This is a genomic window from Allobaculum sp. JKK-2023 (assembly GCF_034745455.1).
Classification (GTDB): Bacteria; Bacillota_I; Bacilli_A; order Erysipelotrichales; family Erysipelotrichaceae; genus Allobaculum.
In genome coordinates this window covers 1,768,988-1,786,790 of sequence record NZ_JAYERV010000003.1, presented here as the reverse complement: position 1 = coordinate 1,786,790, position 17,803 = coordinate 1,768,988, and the positions used below count along the sequence as shown (strand labels likewise).

15 protein-coding genes are annotated in these 17,803 nt (G+C 45.5%); 9 read left to right on the top strand and 6 right to left on the bottom strand.

All coding sequences use genetic code 11. The features are described 5' to 3' along the window. From gyrB to dnaA, 5 genes are all read right to left on the bottom strand, one after another. A complete protein-coding gene (gene gyrB, locus U4956_RS07255; protein WP_395529439.1) occupies positions 1-2,085 on the bottom strand; it encodes a DNA topoisomerase (ATP-hydrolyzing) subunit B in 2,085 nt (694 codons plus the stop codon). Next, positions 2,078-3,187 (bottom strand): DNA replication/repair protein RecF, encoded by a 1,110-nt coding sequence (gene recF, locus U4956_RS07250; RefSeq protein WP_323089864.1) that lies wholly within the window; start codon positions 3,185-3,187, stop codon positions 2,078-2,080. Before recF ends, gyrB begins: the two co-directional genes overlap by 8 nt. After that, the gene (gene yaaA / locus U4956_RS07245; protein ID WP_395529437.1) at positions 3,184-3,408 is read right to left on the bottom strand and encodes a S4 domain-containing protein YaaA; all 225 of its coding nucleotides are present in this window, start codon (positions 3,406-3,408) and stop codon (positions 3,184-3,186) included. The genes recF and yaaA overlap by 4 nt, the downstream gene beginning before the upstream one ends. Before the next feature lie 423 nt (positions 3,409-3,831). Next, entirely contained in the window at positions 3,832-4,971 is a 1,140-nt protein-coding gene (dnaN, locus tag U4956_RS07240) for a DNA polymerase III subunit beta (RefSeq protein WP_323089863.1), read from the bottom strand. Between the two features lie 981 nt (positions 4,972-5,952). Beyond that, a complete protein-coding gene (gene dnaA / locus U4956_RS07235; RefSeq protein WP_323089862.1) occupies positions 5,953-7,308 on the bottom strand; it encodes a chromosomal replication initiator protein DnaA in 1,356 nt (451 codons plus the stop codon). Between the two features lie 1,006 nt (positions 7,309-8,314). Between dnaA and U4956_RS07230 the strand changes: the two genes are divergently transcribed. Beyond that, on the top strand, positions 8,315-8,446 hold the full coding sequence (locus U4956_RS07230; protein WP_323089861.1) for a hypothetical protein: 132 nt from the start codon (positions 8,315-8,317) through the stop codon (positions 8,444-8,446). A gap of 458 nt (positions 8,447-8,904) precedes the next feature. On the opposite strand, the gene U4956_RS07225 is transcribed toward U4956_RS07230, so the two are convergent. Continuing rightward, entirely contained in the window at positions 8,905-10,449 is a 1,545-nt protein-coding gene (locus tag U4956_RS07225) for an alpha-amylase family glycosyl hydrolase (protein WP_323089860.1), read from the bottom strand. A gap of 244 nt (positions 10,450-10,693) precedes the next feature. On the opposite strand from U4956_RS07225, the gene U4956_RS07220 reads away from it, so the two are divergent. The 8 genes from U4956_RS07220 (at position 10,694) to U4956_RS07185 (ending at position 17,748) form a co-directional block, all read left to right on the top strand. After that, entirely contained in the window at positions 10,694-11,491 is a 798-nt protein-coding gene (locus tag U4956_RS07220) for an AraC family ligand binding domain-containing protein (protein ID WP_323089859.1), read from the top strand. Between the two features lie 146 nt (positions 11,492-11,637). Then, entirely contained in the window at positions 11,638-12,183 is a 546-nt protein-coding gene (tnpA, locus tag U4956_RS07215) for an IS200/IS605 family transposase (protein ID WP_323089857.1), read from the top strand. 25 nt (positions 12,184-12,208) lie between these two features. Then, positions 12,209-13,918, top strand: coding sequence for a hypothetical protein (locus U4956_RS07210; protein ID WP_323089856.1), 1,710 nt, complete (start codon positions 12,209-12,211; stop codon positions 13,916-13,918). A 234-nt stretch (positions 13,919-14,152) separates the two neighbouring features. Further along, on the top strand, positions 14,153-14,509 hold the full coding sequence (locus tag U4956_RS07205) for an AraC family transcriptional regulator (RefSeq protein ID WP_323089855.1): 357 nt from the start codon (positions 14,153-14,155) through the stop codon (positions 14,507-14,509). 838 nt (positions 14,510-15,347) lie between these two features. Beyond that, a complete protein-coding gene (rpmH, locus tag U4956_RS07200) occupies positions 15,348-15,482 on the top strand; it encodes a 50S ribosomal protein L34 (protein WP_230225730.1) in 135 nt (44 codons plus the stop codon). Positions 15,483-15,524: 42 nt separating this feature from the next. After that, positions 15,525-15,890 carry a ribonuclease P protein component gene (rnpA, locus tag U4956_RS07195; protein WP_323089854.1) on the top strand — a complete coding sequence of 122 codons (366 nt, stop codon included), beginning with the start codon at positions 15,525-15,527 and terminating at the stop codon, positions 15,888-15,890. Next, complete coding sequence (locus tag U4956_RS07190) at positions 15,871-16,926, top strand: YidC/Oxa1 family membrane protein insertase (protein ID WP_323089853.1); 1,056 nt, start codon at positions 15,871-15,873, stop codon at positions 16,924-16,926. The genes rnpA and U4956_RS07190 overlap by 20 nt, the downstream gene beginning before the upstream one ends. Positions 16,927-17,103: 177 nt before the next feature. Next, positions 17,104-17,748, top strand: coding sequence for a protein jag (locus tag U4956_RS07185; protein ID WP_323089852.1), 645 nt, complete (start codon positions 17,104-17,106; stop codon positions 17,746-17,748). The last annotated feature ends 55 nt before the right edge of the window (positions 17,749-17,803 follow it).

The following is a 17,803-nucleotide window of genomic DNA, read 5'->3' as shown; positions in this document are numbered from 1 at the left end:
TTATAAGTCAAGCGTTGCGTATTCCGCGTTATCCTGGATGAACTCTTTACGCGGTTCTACGTCTTCACCCATTAACATCGAGAACACACCATCCGCTTCCATCGCATCGTCAATGGTGATGCGTTTCAAAATACGGCGGGCAGGATCCATGGTTGTCTCCCAAAGCTGTTCAGCATCCATTTCACCCAGACCTTTATAGCGCTGGACTTTATACCCCTCTTTGAATTCAGCACGCAGGCGGTCCATTTCCTGCTCTTTGTAGGCATACTCAACGCGTTTGCCTTTCTGAATCTTGTAAAGAGGCGGTTGTGCGACATAGACATAGCCGCCTTCAATAACAGGGCGCATAAACCGATATAAGAACGTAAGCATCAGCGTCGCAATATGACTTCCATCGACATCGGCATCGGTCATGATGATGATCTTGTGGTAACGCAGTTTGGAAACATCGGTCGTTTCACGAAAACCGCAGCCAAAGGCAGTAATCATGGAGTTGATTTCAGCATTTTTGAAGATGCGGGCATCTCTGGCTTTTTCAACGTTCAAAATCTTACCGCGCAGCGGCAGGATAGCTTGCGTACGGGCATCACGGCCCATCTTGGCCGAGCCGCCGGCGGAGTTCCCTTCGACGATGTAAATTTCGCATTCGCTTGGATCCTTGCTGGAGCAGTCAGTCAGCTTGCCAGGCAGTGAAGTGATGCCATCCAAAGCGGATTTGCGCTGAACGGCTTCACGGGCTTTGGCAGCAGCCATCCGGGCCCGGCCGGCCGTTAATCCTTTTTCAACAATAGCGCGCGCTTCTGTTGGGTTTTCTAAAAGGAAGCGTTCTAACTGTTTGGAGAAAATCTGGGAAACGACCTTGCGGACTTCACTGTTGCCCAGTTTGGTTTTTGTCTGGCCTTCAAACTGTGGATCCGGGTGTTTGATGGAAACAATGGCTGCCAGACCTTCTTTGACATCCTCTTGGGAAAGGGATTCATCTTTTTTAATCAGATTATTCTCTTTCCCATACTTGTTTAATACACGGGCAAGTGCACTGCGGAAGCCTTCTTCGTGATAGCCGCCTTCGTGGGTATTGATGTTATTGACGAAGGAATAAATCTGATTCTGGAAATCTTTGTTATACTGAAGGGCAATTTCGACTAAGATGCCATCCATTTCACCTTCGGCATAGATCACTTTGTCACTGAGGACTTCTTTGCCGCGGTTGAGAAATTTCACATATTCAATGATTCCGCCTTCGTATCTGTATTCACGGCAAACCGGATTTTCTTCACGGTTATCGGAAAGCGTTAACGTCAGGTTCTTGTTCAGGAATGCCAGCTGACGCAGACGGGTGTTCAGGGTTTCAAATTCAAAGTGTGTGGTTTCTTTAAAGATCGTTGGATCTGGTTTGAAGCGCACAGTTGTACCAGTACGGTCTGTTGTCCCGATCTCTTTGAGTGGAGCAACGGTTTTACCGCCGTTTTCAAAGCGGACATAATATTTCTTACCATCCTGCTCAACAAAAACTTCCAGCCAGCTGGACAGTGCGTTTACAACTGAGGCACCAACACCATGCAGACCACCAGAAACCTTATAGGCGCCGCCGCCGAATTTACCACCAGCGTGTAAGACAGTCATAATGGTTTCGACAGCACTGATGCCTGTGGTTTTATGAATGCCTACTGGCATACCACGCCCATTATCGTGAACGCAGATCACATCCCCCTCTTCAATGGTGACATCAATCCGGTCAGCATAGCCGGCAAGGGATTCATCGATACCGTTATCGACAATTTCCCAGACCAGATGATGCAGGCCGCGTCCGGATGTCGAGCCAATATACATCCCTGGGCGCATGCGGACCGCTTCCAGGCCTTCAAGGACCTGAATATCGTTGGCCGTGTATGAATGGCTGACGTGAATGGCTTCATTTTCGAGCTTGTCAAACTCAAGCACCGACGCATGCAATTCCCTGTCCGCAGCCTCTTTGGATGCTGCCTCTTCAGGCGTCATCACTTTAGCGACAGCTTGGGATTGAGTATTGGCAGGAGTGTCGGTTGCAGGTGAAGTCGTCTGGTTTTTTAAATCGGTTTCAGACATCGTAAATACCCTCCTTCATGACTCCGTGGTCAACTGTATAAAAACGGACTGGCCGCTTGAACCAGCTTGGTGAAACAGGTTCGGCGGTCGTAATAAAAATCTGAATTTCTTCAGGCAGAGAAGCAATCAATCCGGCCCGACGTGTTTCGTCGAGTTCGGAAAAGACGTCATCCAGCAATAACACTGGATTCTGGCCGGTCTTGGCCTGAATCACCTGGCAAAGGCCAATCTTCAAAGCGAGCACAATGGAGCGTTTCTGCCCCTGGCTTGCCGTCTGGGTCACAAGCTTATCATTGAGATAAAATTCCAGATCATCTTTGTGAATTCCAACGGCCGTTGTTTTCATCTGCTTGTCTTTCAGGCGGGTTTTCTGATACGCTTCGGTCAGCTGCTTTTTAATCTCATCCATACCAAGGCTTGGATCGACACACGTCTTGTAGCGGATGGACAGCTTTTCTCTGCCTTCTCCGAAATAGGGAAAAACAGCTCTCGCTTTTTCTTCGAGCAGCTGGATAAAGGCATAGCGCTGGGTGATCAGAACCGCCTGTTCTTCGATCATCTGATCGGTAATGGTGGACAATAAAACATCATCCACGCGAAAGCTTTTTAAAATGGCTGAACGCTCTTTTAAAAGCTTATTGAAACGACCTAACCTGGTCGTATAGGAACGGGAAAGTTTCACCAGCTCCATATCGACGAACTTTCGTCTTTCTTTGGGTGGTTCAGAAAAAATCTGCAGATCATCTGGCGAAAAAAGGACGGCGTTTAAAATGCCGACAAAATTCGAGAAGGTCTGCACCGGTTTATCATTGCGAAACAGATATTTTTTCCCCTGAGAGAAGATCATTTTTAAAGATTCGACTCTTCCTTTATTTTCAATCGTGGCCTCCAGGCGGAATAATTCCTGGCCATGACGGATGAGAGAAGGAGTCTTGGACGTTCGCCAGGAACGCAGGTGAGACAGGAAATAGATGGCTTCAATCAGATTGGTTTTTCCCTGGGCATTGCGGCCCATCAGGATATGGATAGTGTCCGGGTCAAAAGAAAAAGAAGCCGTTTCAAAGTTTCTGTAGTCAGAAACATTCAGCTTCTGTACGTTCATTCAATTTCGATGCGGATGCCGCCTGCTTCAACGACATCGCCGCTGCGCAGCTTTTTACCGCGCCGGTTTTCGGGTTCGCCATTGACCAGGACTTCGTTTTCAGCCAGCCAGCTTTTAATCTGGCCGCCAGACTGAATGACATCGCAAGCCTTCAGAATCTGCTGAAGGGTAATATATTCATCTTTAAGAGTAAACTTCATTCGTTTGCTAAATACTTCCATCCAGGAATATTCAGCTTTCCTCCTTTCAATCATGAAAAATCAGAATCGATCGGTCAGAAAACTGTTTTTCCTGCGATCTTTCCAATCTGCATTTCTCATACGCTTTCCAAAGACAACCACAAATTGTCGACTGTCCTGAATAAGCGGCATCAATCAAATTCCACCCATTTCAAACTGAATCTTTCGTGCTTCCACGCAAAGACATTCTTTGGACTCCAGGATGAATCCTCTTCTTGTGGAGAAGCAAAGAGCGGGTGTTTCATTTGCGCGCTCTTTTCCTCATTAAATTATAACAAAATAGGCCTGTAATTTCCACAGGCAGGAAAATCAGTCGGGGATTCACAGGAATACTCCTCCATAAAAAAAGGCGTCCAGCGACTTGCAGGGCGTCTTTTTTTGAAGATTCGTAAATTTTTGGGTCGTTTAAACGTTGGAACGGATTGGAACGATGACCATGGTCAGTGTTGGATCATCGGGATTGGTAATTTTAATCGGACGCAGCTCACCCGTGAAGTCGAGTTCGACCTGATCACTGGAACGAAGTCCTCTTAACGCTTCAATCATCAGTTTGGCATTAAACGAAACGGTGATATCTTCACCCGTGTAGGTCAGATCAGTAAAAACCTGCTTGCAGGAACCGACCTCACTGGACAGTACCCGCATGCCAAGACCTTCCGCTGAGCATTTAAACTGCACGGGGACAACCGTTCCAGTCTGGGAACTGGCTGCACTGGTGTAAATGGAAGTCCGGTTGAGCATACCTTCTAAATCTGCAGCACGCATTTTCAGAGTGGAGATATATTTGGTAGGAATAATGCGGGTCGCATCCGGGAAGTTTCCTTCATACAGAGTGATCTGCATCAGGGTATTCTCAAAAATGAACTGGGCTTTCCGGCGATCGCAATACATATCCACCGTTTCCACATTGCCCAAAGATTTGGTCACTTCCCCAAGCGGCCCAGTTGGAACCGTAATGCGACAGACGGCATCCGTTTCCACGGGCACAACCTGGCGCGCTAAACGAATCGAGTCCGTTGCGGTTGCCGCAATGCGGCCATCGGCTATTTCCAGGTTGATTCCCTGAAGAACCTGGCGGGAATTCCGCTCACTGGTTGCATAGGCGCAATGTTCATAAATACTTTTTAAAACTTCAGTTGGCAGCTCGACATGGTTTTCCGGACGGGTTAGTGGCTGAATGACATATTCACTGCCCGGTTTGCCAACAAGCTCGAAGTTGCCATCTGGTCCCGTCAGCAATAAGGCCTGGCCATCTGGCGAGTTTACAGAAATCATTTCTCCAGTCATGCGGCGGATGAGTTCGAGCAGCATGCGGGCTTCAATCACTAGTGAACCTGTCTGGCTGATTTCCAGCAGGTTTTCTTCATCAGGCATAATCACAGTCTGAATCGTAAAGTTCGTATCGGATCCAGTCAGAACCATCATATTGTCTTTGACCTGGATGAGGATACCGTTGAGCATTTCCATTGGGGAGTGAACAGCAACTCCTCGAGCAACCAGAGCAAGACGATCCAGAAAATAAGAACGACGAATGGTGAATTCCATGGAAGGGTCCCTTCTTTCTTTATAAGAATAAAGCTTAATAATAATAAGGGCGGGGATAGTGGGGATAAAGGCCAGAAACCCCGCATAGGTTTAGGAAAATGAAGAAAAAATGGATGGGGATGGGGCGGGGAGACATTGTGGACAATCGCAAAGGTCGTTGTGGATGTTTAAAATTTCCGCCTTTTTGAGTGGTTTGAGTCATCATATGACCTCAAAATGTCAGAAAAATGTCATAGCTGGTAAAAAGATCAATTTGTCAGTCAACCTCTTGGACAATTTTTAAAAAGAAGTCAACTCAAAAGCTGTTTTGTCAGGGATTTTTCCAGATCCCTGTTTTTTCACTTTCTCGTCCTTCCTTTATCTATGCCATACTCCAGCTTTTCGCCCGATTTTCCCATTTCTTTTTCAAAGATGAGGTGTGTTTCTTGGGTGATCCTTTGACTCTCTTCCTATCCTCCAGTCAGAAAATGAATCCGACACGAAAGAATGACATCAGATCATCCATAATCATCAATAATATAGGAAGATCGCTTTTTCTGTTTATCTCTTCCATATTAATAGATGCCAAACTTTATTAATAGATGTCAAACTTTGCAGATCTAAGTGGATAAAACGAAGTGGGAGCAAAAGAAGAAATACAAAAGCAGGATCAGAACATCCAATCCCCAATTCAATCCCTCATTCAATCCCCCATTCAATCCCCCATCCAGCAGGGGATGGGGATAAGTTGTGGATAAACAAAAACAGGGGGATAACTTTCCCAAAGGCCCAGATCAGAAAGTCTGGTCAGCCAGATCGCACTCAATCCAGCCAAAATCAAGCTGTATCCCCAAAGATGGGGGAAAGCCACAAAGGAAAAGCAGGTTTCAATCAGGCCAAGAGCCTTTTTGGCTTGCCAAATCCCCCAAATTCGGTGGATATCCACCGATGATTTTGCAGTTATCCACATTCAACGTTGCAGCTCATCAAATCGATCTGCAATCAGCCATTGATTTTTCGTTTGATGGTTTCCACAGCGTCTTTCCAGGCACTGTCGTTTTGAATCATTTTGCGGCACCGAGAGCAGTTGGAAGAAATCGTGGTGTGATCTCGACCACCCATCTGGACTCCAATTTCCGCATAGGACATTTTCAACATGTCACGCATCAGATAGATACAGATCTGTCTAGCCTGGGTGATTTTTTTCTGGCGGCTTTTTCCTTCCAGATCCTGATAGGAAAGACCATAGAAACGAATCACCGCTTTTTTAATGCTTTTTGCATCGAGTTCTTCAGGCTCAGCCAGCATCGGTTCATCCTTTAAAACCCCCATCGCAAACTTCATGGAGATGCATGGTGGATTAAATAAGGTGGCATTGAAAATCAGCCGGTTGAGCACACCTTCGAGCGCGCGGACGTCATCACTGTAACTGCGGGCCAGAAAATCGAGAACATCTTCTTCAATATCAATGACATCTTCATGGCCTTCAATTTTCTTGAGCAGAATCCGTTTGGCCGTTTCCGCCCCTGGCTTGGAAATATTAACAATCAGACCGGAGGAGAACCGGCTGATTAAACGCCTTGTCAGCGTGGGGATTTCCGAGGGATGAGTATCCGAAGTGAGGATGATCTGTTTTTTCTGGTGGATGAGCTCATTAAATACAGTAAAGAAAACTTCCTGGCAGCTTGCCGAGCGCAAGTTTTGAATATCATCGATCAAGAAATAATCACAGTCGAGCAGACAGTCTTTAATGGCATCCACCGAATTGGAGGAGTCATTGTTTTTGGTGCGCATCGCTTCAAGAAGCAGGCTGACCAGATCACCAGCATACAGGTAAATCACCTTGGACTGTGGTCTTGTGCGGGCCAGCTCGTTTCCGATGGCATTGAGAATGTGCGTTTTTCCAAGACCGGAGTTTCCATATAAAAGAAGCGGGTTAAACATGCCGTAGGTCTTAGGCGTACAGACCGCCTGACAGGCTGCTAAAGCTTCCTGGTTGCTTGGACCTTTGACAAAGGAATCAAAGGTGTAGGCAGGATCGAAGCCCCGGCCAATCAGGCGGTTTGTTTTTTGTTTCAGTGCTTCTTCGGGCATCATCTCTTCCATTTCTTTCTGGGAGATGAGAAGGATCTTCAGCGACGACCCCCAGATTTCAGAAAGGGTATCTTGGAAAAGCTGCAGATTTCCTTTGATCAGGTTGGTGGCGATCACCGTCCGGCAGGAGATATAGGCGTTTCCGCCTTCAATTTTGAACAGCGAGGATTTCTTGATCCAGGTCATGGCCCCGGCATCAAAGAAGCCGCTTTTTTCGATCAGATCCAGTGTCTGAGTCCAGTATTGAGAGTAAGAAGAATCCATAAATCTGCATCCTTTCTTAGATTTCAATTCTACAAGATTTTAACTTGTTTTCGAAGAGTTCTACAGTCGATGGGGGAGAGCGGGGGAAAGAAGATGTGGATAACCCAATTTGAAAAGTTCTCCACAATGTGGATAACTCATGAAGAACTTGTGACTTATCCCCCTTAAAAACTGAGTTATCCACATTATCTGCAAGGGTGGTTTCGCGATAGGTTTCGGCTTAAAGACCACTTATCCCCAATATCCCCATTGGGGAAAACTTTCTGATTTTCAGATCTTGCAGATGCGGGGGATAACATGGGGAAAACGGGCGATTTTCGGCAGATTTTTTGGGGATAACTTGCAGAAGTTTTGAAGTCAGTTTGCTTTTTTGGGGAAATCTGGTGGATAACCCGCGGTTTTCCCTCATCGGACTGGGTGGTTGTCTGAAGTCTAGATAAGACGTCTGATAACTTAAAAAATCACCTAAAATCAAACATCAGACAACATTTGATTCACACAAAGATGAATTTATATTCATAGATAAATAAAGTAAAAAAGCAAATTCCCCTAAACAAATGACTTCGTATTATTAAAATTATTCACATAATTTGGCTAAATGTGGTTAGCGAAAGGATAAAGGCTGAAAATCTAGTGGTTTTCATTGGTTTTGACAAGTCTAACAGCATCTAAAGGGACTTTCAACTCCCCATTTTGAAGAGATTTGGGGATCGCTTCTCAACCCCATAAAGGGTGGATTTTTGAAGTGGATAGGGGATAACTGGGGATTCGTGCAAGAATCCAGCTGTCCCCAGAACTTCTTCACTTCCTTCTCCTGTTTTTTTCATCCTATTCCCTTGACCACACTTCGTTGTCCTCCTTTCTTTGGGGATATCCACATCAAATGTGGGATAAGTGGGAAACAAAAAGAGAGGTCCATGAGCAGATTAGAGACAAACCCACTGGGCAGTTCAAATCCAGCGAATGGACGATTTCATTAAGCAGCCAGAGTCAGGAAAAGAGTGGGATGGCAAAGCCGCAGGAAAATTGCGGTTATCCCCATCAAATGGGGGATAACTTGCAGATCGAAGGTTGGGCAGGATGGAAAGAAAAAGAAAAGACGCCCGACGGCGTCCTGGTTTCTGTTGAGGAGTGGTAGAAGATGCAGTGGATTACTCAGCGGTCAGGATCTGAATAAATTCCCGCCAGTCATTGGTTTTCAATAAGCGCAAAGTCTTTTCCACATTAGAAAAAGTATCGATGACTAGATCGAAGACGTTGCGAAAGCGCGGCATATCCTGTTCACGGATTCCGATTAATAAAACAAAGTTTACATATCGTCCATTCCAGTGAATGGGGACATCATTGTCCCGTTGAATTCTTCATCTCATTGAAAAATTTCCATCCATTCTGTCAGACAAAAAAGCGCCCGCGGGCGCTTTTTTGTCTATTCAGCACAAACCAGTTTCAAGCTGAAGCAGGAGCAAAGAACAGGTTTGGATCGGGGAGGACACGCGAGAAATTCGCTTGCATTCCTGTCAGTCTGATTCTGGCCTGGTCTGTTAAAGAGAAAGACGAATGACCCATTTAAAAGAAGATCGATTCGAAAGTCTGGATTTAGGCCTGTTCAAGCTGATAAACAATCGAACTCTGACCTGCAGCAGTGATTTCCTTGTCGTTTTCTTCTGGAGCTTTTCCATTGAGGTAGATCTGCTTCCAGGAACCTTGTGGAAGCGTGAACTTGTGGGCTTTGGCATCAGCGTTAATCAGGACCAGCAAGGTTTCCGATCCATCGGCTGCTTTACGCAGGTAAGCCAGTGGATATCCGTCGGTTAAGAATTCAATGCTTCCATTGGCAAGCATTGCGGGATGTTCTTTTCTGAATTGAATCAGGCGTTTCACTTCGTGATAAATCGAGTGTTCATCTTCAATCTGATCGCAGGCGACTGGACGATCTTGGGCCTCATCCATTTTGATGTACAGATCTTTCGCATCAGCAGTGGAGAAACCATCGTTTTTCTCGTGATTCCACTGCATCGGGCTGCGAGACCCAGTGCGGTTAAAGCCACCTTCTTTTGAAGTCAGACCTTCAACATAGCGAAGACCGATTTCATCCCCATAGTAGATAAACGGAGCTCCTGGCATTGTTAACAGGAAATCAAAGGCAATTTTCTGTTCGGCCGGAGTCAGTCGGCGGGCGAGACGGTCCATATCATGGTTGCCAGATGGAATGCAGATCAGGCCTTTACCATTAGTCTTGTTATAGTTTTCGTTGTATTTATCGATGAAGTCCTTGATTACACCTTTTCCCTCGCTGGCGAAATACGGATGGTCGCAACGGAAAAGATCATTATAGTGGGATGGACCAAAGTGGAGCAGGAAATCCATATGGAATCCGCCTTTTAAGGATTTATCGGGTTCGCCCCATTCTGAAACCAGTACGGCATCTGGATATTCGGCATCTAAGAAGGTACGAACTTTCTGCCACAGAGCAATGGTTCCTTTTTGATCGGGGTCGTTTTTGACCAGGGAGCCTGCCATATCGACACGGAATCCATCTACACCAAGATCCAGCCAGAAGCGCATCACATCCATCATCGCTTCCAGTGTCTGGCGTGGTCCTTCATCATTCATGGATTGCTGCCAGGATTCTTCCGGTTTGTAGAAACCATAGTTTAAAGCGGGCTGGCCAGAGAAGAAGTTCACCACCGCATTGCCGTCACGATCTGAAATACCGCTCAGATAATTCAGACCTTTTGGCGGCAGCCAGACGTTGTCCGTCCATACGTAGCGATCGGTAAATTCGTTCTTTTCTGCTTTCATCGATTCTAAAAACCAGGGGTGTTTGACAGAGGTGTGGCCAGGAACCAGGTCAAGCAGGATTTTCATCCCTCGATCATGGATCGCATCCACCAGTTCTTTGAGATCCTGGTTGGTGCCATAGCGGGGGGCAGTCTGATAATAATCCGCTACATCATATCCGGCATCCATAAATGGCGACTCGAAGCAGGGATTCATCCAGATCGCGTTGCAGCCTAATTCTTTGATGTAGTCCAGCCGGGACTGGATTCCTTTGAAATCTCCAATGCCATCTCCATTGGAATCCTGAAAGGACTGCGGATAGATTTCGTAAAATACCGCATTGTTTAACCATTCAGCCATATTTTTTTCTCCTTGGGCTTTCCTTGGGCTTTCTTTGCCTTGAACTGATCTTTTTGTGGATTCAGGCCGTTTTGGCGGCCGCTTTTTTGATTTGTTTTCTTTTTTGATTACGCATTCAGTAAACCATATGGTCAGAAAAGATTCTTCGCGTATTGTGACAAATACTGATACGATCCTGCTATTGTAAATCCAGCCAGCACCATAGAAAAAACAGACTGAAAAAGAGCAGAAGGGAGCGAAAAGTGTGGAAAGAATCAATCTAAAAAAAGATCTGGAAGAAATGCAAGGAATGGAAGAAATCAAAAGTATAGAAGAAATGGAGCCAGAATCCCGATTTGAATTTCAGTCGTCTGTTCAGAGCCATTTCTGGAGAGATCCGGAAAATGGAAAACAGGCCGACACCAACATTTCATCCTCAAATATCCAGAGAAAAACCAGACGAATGCGCAAAGAAGATCGTGTTCATGGCAGCAGTCAGATTCCATATTGTTTCTATCGCAATCAGATTCCGGAAGACTATCCGGGGATCCCTATTCACTGGCACGACGAATTTGAGCTCATGCGGGTCAATTCCGGGAAAGGAAGCCTGTATCTGGAAGGGGAAATCCTGCCCTTATCCAAAGGTGCTGTCTGCCTGGTTTTGCCGGATCAGCTCCATGGTATTGAAGGCCATATGAATTATGACGCCTTGGTCTTTTCCAGTTCGATGCTGATTTCTACCATGCAGGAATGCTCATTTGAGCAGATTCTCAGCTTTCTGGTTTACTCCGACTGTTCAATCGATCAGCCTGTTTATCCCGCCACAGGAAGCCTGCTAGAAAAAGCGATGGATCAGATCTTCGCATCGATGAACCAGAATACTCCCTTATCAGATCTGTATCTGCGCAGTGGATTAGTCGAGATGGCGGCCTGTCTGGAAGAACAGGCAAAACTGAAAAAGGGCAGGCAGACGCCAGCCCTGCTTGAATTGTATGAACCCGTTCTTCGTTATCAAGCTAGGGCGAATACCCCATGGCTTGCCATGGGGATGAAAGCCCTCTGAAAGATGCTTTTGAGACTTAATGATGCATAAATAAAATGAATGCGTTTACCACTTTTTGTTGCGCATTTTTTGCGTCTGATATACAATAGATATAGAAATAGAAAGCGCTTTGTCAAAGGATGCAAAGCCGCAGAATATCGCAGAATATGCAGATTAATATCAGTCTACCCGGAGTCTGGAAAGAATTGCTTGAAAACCTGGCCCGAATTATGGCTGCTGAAGAAAAGCATAATTTAACATGGCACGATATGATTCGAAGAGCGGTTAAGGAAAATCCGAGCTTCCAGATGAATCAATCCAGGCATTCGGCATATTCAACATATCTTTACAGATATCGTCTGATCTTCTGCCCCAAATTCAGGTTCAGCGTCCTGAATGATGGCGTTGACGAGACGTTGAAAGAGATTCTGCAAAAGATTTGTGACAGCTACAGATATGAAGTGCAGGCAATGGAAGTCATGCCCGACCATATCCATCTTTTCTTATCCGCTCCACAGACAGCAGCGCCAGCTGATATCGCCAGGACGATTAAAAGTATTTCCGCCATAGAATTATTCAAAGCTTATCCTGATTTAAAACATTTTTATCAAAGGTGTGGAAGGCTGTGGAGCAACGGCTATTTTATTGCCACCACAGGCGATGCTTCAGCCGAAACCATAAAAAAATATATCAAAGACCAAAAAAGCCATTAGCCCTCATTTGGAAAGGAGAACGCGTATGTCCAGAACGAAGAAATCCAGAGCTGCTCAGGCTAAAGCTGAATTATCCGATGCGGATAAAAAGTTGATCAAGGAACATCACAAGCATACAGCCAGACATACTCTGAAGCTGGAGCTGGAACTGACCGAAGACGAGACGCGCCATGCTTTTCATATGGCCAATAATGCCAGAATCCTTTCCAATGATCTGACAGGGTGGATCTCAAAACGCCTGAAAGACCTGTTCCGCACAAAAGCCTACCGTGCACATCTTGCAATGTATAAAGAAGTCATGGAACGAAAGATTGAAACAGAAGAGGAACAGGAGCAGCAGGATCAGGACCGTGAAGCAGTCAGTCAGCTTCTTGCAGAAGATCAAAAGAAGTGGCGGGTTACGTTTGATGATCTTCGCCGCTATACGCAAAGCCGCTATCAGAATTTAAAACTGAACGCTCAGATTGCGCTTACTGTGGCTGAAGACGTCTGGTCTGGTGTCGAAAAAGTTCTTTACTCTGACGGGAAGCATCTGCACTTTAAAAAACGGGGTGATCTTCCAATTCTGCGGGGAAAACAGGTAGATCGGGCCATCATGCTCAAATTGACAGAAAAAGACGGAAAGCCACGGCTGACCGTAAGCATGAAAGGCGTATGCGAAAATGCGGGACTGCTGATCAGAAAAAACGACATTTTCGCGCGCCGGGAACTGTATCGAATCCGCTCTTTTATGCAGCATCCTGAAAATGAGATTTTCTATGCCAGAAAGTGGGAGGAGACCCAAATCGCCCAGGATACTTACCGCCCCTGCTATGTATCCATTAAATGTGAGCAGATCAGAGGAAAACTGCGTGTGTTTGCCATCATCACCATCGAAGGAAAACCAGTCAATAAAATTCGAAAAGACGGTTCTGCACGCCGCTCCAAAGGCAAAGGTGTAGTCGGAATGGATTTAGGAACCCAGTCGGCGGCCGCTTATTCTGCGGGAAAAGACGTTCTTTTTATCAATCTTGGAGAACGAAACCAGAACTACTATCAAAAAAAAGAAAAACACATCGCCAGTCTGCAAAGAAAACTTGACCGCCAAAGAAGAGCGGGTACTCCTGAACATTACAATGAAGATGGCACGATCAAACGCGGCGTCCCAAAAAGAAAATGGAAAAAATCAAAGCGAATGCGCCAAACAGAAAACCATCTGAAAGAAGAACAGCGCAAGCTTGCCCTGACAAGAGAGTACGTGCATAAACAGACAGTCAACACTCTGCTTTCCATGGGAGATGTTCTTGTCACAGAACCCTCCAACGCCCGCAAGCTTGCCAAAAGAAGCTCCAGACCAGCTGAGATCAATGAGAAGACTGGCAGATATAAGCGCAAAAAACGTTTTGGCAGAAGTATCAACCGCCGCGCACCAGGAACGTTGTTCGCGCTTGCCAAAGCAGCTTATGGTTCCAATTTTCATACCGTCCCTGGTAAATTCCGGGCCAGCCAGTACGACCATACGGATGGCAGCTATAAAAAGAAAAAGCTGTCGCAAAGGACAGCTGTATTAAGCGATGGAAAGACAATTCCAAGGGATTTATATTCCGCTTTTCTTCTGGCTAATGCCAGCAACGATTTTTCCTGTGCAGACCGTAGTCTGTGCATTGCCAATTACGAACATTTAAAGAAGGCTTCAGACGCTTTTGTCCAATACGCAAAAACGAATCATATGCATATTTTGAATTCTGGTATTTAATTGTCGGATGCTTTAGACGTTTTACCAAACCACTGACCATGGTGCAGTTCAAAGAAAGAAGGGCTTTTCCGGATTTCTGAACTGGGACAACCTGGATTCGTTCGGGCCCCGAAAGGGTTCTGGCACACCGGGACATGATAGCGCAGGAGGTCTCATTTGCCTCATGTCAGAAAGGCTCATTTGTCGTTCTGATCACTGTCCTGTCTGCTCAGGTGCTTTGTTCATAAATTCAAGATGTTTATCGTCTTGGAACATCCACCGCTTACGGTGGGGTTTGGTCAGATCCAGAGCCACCTGGATGAGAAGATCAGCATCAACGATCTGGCGCAGACAATGAATTTGAGCGAGTCACGTTTCCAGCATTGTTTCCTCGAAATCTTTCATTGTTCTCCAATGGAATACGTTTTGCGGCTTCGTATTGAAAAAGCCTGCAAACTGCTTCGCAAAACCAAAACGCCAGTTGCACAGATCGCGCTGGATTGCGGGTTTGCCAATCTTTCCCATTTCAACCGGCAGTTTTTAAAGCGCACGACTATGACGCCCAGACAATATCGGACAATGCAGGCAGACCCAGACAAAAGCAAAGCATAATTCCAGGCTGCCTGTTGTCTCATGAAGAAGCTGGATACGGCATACCAGCTGAAAATACGTATTTTCTATTTCCCCGAAGTTTAAAGGGGATTGAGGAAGATCACCATCAGTGAAAACAGATAGAATGAAATTGCCATTCATGGCAACAGGTATACACATGTCTTTCGAGAAAGGCATGCTCTGGCGGTTTGACGAATCGTCAAGAACGTATTTAGCCACTACCAGACAACGATCGGGATGATCGTCCATTCCATAGCGACCTATAATCGACATGCTTTCTGAGAGATCAAGATGACATTCTTCGAGAAAAAAGTGATCTTTCAGTTTTTCTTTGGGAAGAAATGCGATTACGGAAACGATAAAAGATGGAGAATGAAATGGTGGGCAGCAGGCAGAGAATTCAGGACGTTCGTGAAGAGCATGAAGAAAAATCATAGAGGATATCTGGAAGGTTTCGAAAGGCTGTAAAAGATAGAGAAGGATCGGTTTTAGGACAACGGGAAGATAAAGAAATGATCCACGATGCACAAATATTGAATTAAGAAGACAAAAAAGAAGCACGAACTTGCATCAAAAGACAAAATTTGGTCGCAAAAAATCGGTGAAAAAAATTTTAGCGCGGTTTTGAGCGATCTTTCTTTAATCTGGCCATAAAAAAGTTTATAGTGCTTGAGAGCCATCCCAGCCTTTCAATCACCGCAGGCTAAAGAAGATTCTTTATCTTCGGGCTATTTATGGTTTTCAGTTCGCATTGACACCGTTCTTTTAAACATGGTATAGTGACATGCGCGACTAGGAAAACAAGTAGTATTTCTATAAATGAAAGGAGCAAACAAACATGAAACGTACATATCAGCCAAGTAAAATCAAACACCAGAGAACTCACGGCTTCCGCGCCCGTATGGCAACTAAAGGCGGACGCAAAGTACTTGCTAGAAGAAGAGCTAAAGGCAGAAAGGTTTTATCCGCTTAATAAATCACCTGCAAAGGTGATTTTTTTCTCTGTTCATACCTTATGAAGAAAAATCAGAGAATTTTAAAAAACACGGAATTCTCTTCAATGATTTCCAGACGGAAGTCTTTTTCCTCACCGGCATACATCCTTTATGTACAGCCGGTTAAGGAGAAGAAAGCGCGCGTGGGAATCAGTGTAGGAAAAAAGCTGGGAAATGCGGTGATTCGCAATCGGACCAAAAGACAGGTTCGTGCTCTGATTGATTCCGTGTATACTTTTGATGAGAGTTTCGACTCTATTCTGATTGTCCGGCCCCCATTTTTAAAGCTGGATTATCAGGAGCGAAAAGAAATGCTGGACCGGCTGCACGAGAAGGCAAGCCGGAAATTCAGAGAGGGAAAAAAAGATGAAAAAGACTCTGCTTGAAAAGTGTCGGATCCTTCTTCTCTGTATGCTGGTAGTGATGGGTCTTTCCGCCTGCTCGAACCCGAGAGGAAAGGATGGCAAAACGAAACTGGATCAGGTTATTGCACTCCACGAAGTTACCATCGACAAAGATCAGGTGAATATCTCCGAAGTCTCTGATCAGCAGCTCAAAGAAGAAGTCGAATCCTCGACCGAATCAACGATTACCATTTCCCCGACGTCATGGGGTGAAAGCTGGAAACAGGGATGGTTTGACGGTTTGATCGTCTGGCCAATCGCCCAGTTAATTAACTTATTTGCCAGCTTTACCGATGCCGGATGGGGAATCATCCTGGCTACTTTAGTCATTCAGCTGTTAATCTTTGCTTTAACATATAAGTCACAGATTTCCCAGCAGAGAATGCAGGAAATTCAGCCAGAAATGCAAAGACTGCAGGCCAAATACCAGGGCAAGAACGACGAACGTTCCAAAATGCTCATGGCCCAGGAAATGCAGAAACTCTATGACGAAAACGATGTGCATCCATTTGGAAGCATGCTCGTCATGTTTATTCAGTTACCTGTCATGATGGGTATGTTCTATGCCTGCATGCGGGCAGCGACAACTGTCTATGGAAGCTTCATGGGTATGCCATTATCCGAAACTCCATTATATGGTTTCCAGCACATGCAGTGGGGACTGATCACGGTTTATATCTTAATGATTCTGATGTCCCTGATTCAGCTGCAGCTGCCAAAATGGCTGAATAAACTTTCGAAAAAAGACGACAAGAAAACCAAAGCCAAAAATCAGGACAAACAGGCTGGCATGATGGCCAACACGATGAATATGACCATGTACATGACCACCGCATTAATCGCCTTCATGTATCTGTCATGGCCAATTGCCATGTCTTTCTACTGGCTGGTTTCTTCTGTCATTCGTGCTTTAACAAGTGTTCTCAGCCACTTTATTTCTGAGGATGCACGCGCAAAACGCGAAAAAGAATTAGCTGAAAAACGCGCCCAGGGCGTACTGAAAAACCGTAAGAAGTAATCTTGAAACCATCAGTCAGGAAAACGGAGGGATTTGCGCACAAGATCCAGTCCGCTGGCTATTGATGGAAATCAGTTTTAAGAAAAGGTATCTATAGAAACAAGCCGGTTCAGGTCAAACTTCCTGTCGCAGATGACCGGCCGAGAATTTCTCAAAGATAAGAAGAAAGAAGCGGGAATGAGTATGGAATTTGATCGTTTTACCGGAAAAACGCTGGAAGAAGCACTCGCAGCTGCCTGCAAAAAGAAAAAAGTGACCACTGACCAGCTGACCTACACGGTCGTTGAAGAAAAAGCAGGCTTTCTCGGAATCGGACGCACCGTGACCATCGAAGCCTGGGCACCAGCAGATATTGCTGTATTTATCCATGACTACATTCAGGAATACTTTGACAATGCCGATATGGATGGCATGTGCGAAGTTCTGATGGAAAAAGATGGAGACGATGATTTCTATCGTGTTAAAGTGGATACCAACTGCAACGCAGTGATGATCGGCCGTCAGGGCCGATCCTTACAGGATTTCAACCGCCTGGTCCGTACAGCAGCCAGCAGTGTATTTAAAAAGCATGTCCGCATGATGATTGATATCAACGGCTATAAAGAAGAACGCTACGAAAAGATCGTCCGCATGGCTATCCGTGTAGCGCAGGATGTTCGCCGGACCAAAGTGGATGCTGTTCTAGAGCCAATGCCAGCCGATGAGCGTAAAGCAATTCACAACGCACTGGCAGACATGAAAGATATTACCACGAAATCCGAAGGTGAAGGGGTGGCACGTCAGCTGCACGTTCTCTACACTCCAGGAAAACTTTCTGAATAAAGAACAAATGAAGGGCGCAAGCCCTTTTTTTCGTGTATCGGCCAGAAGCAGGCCT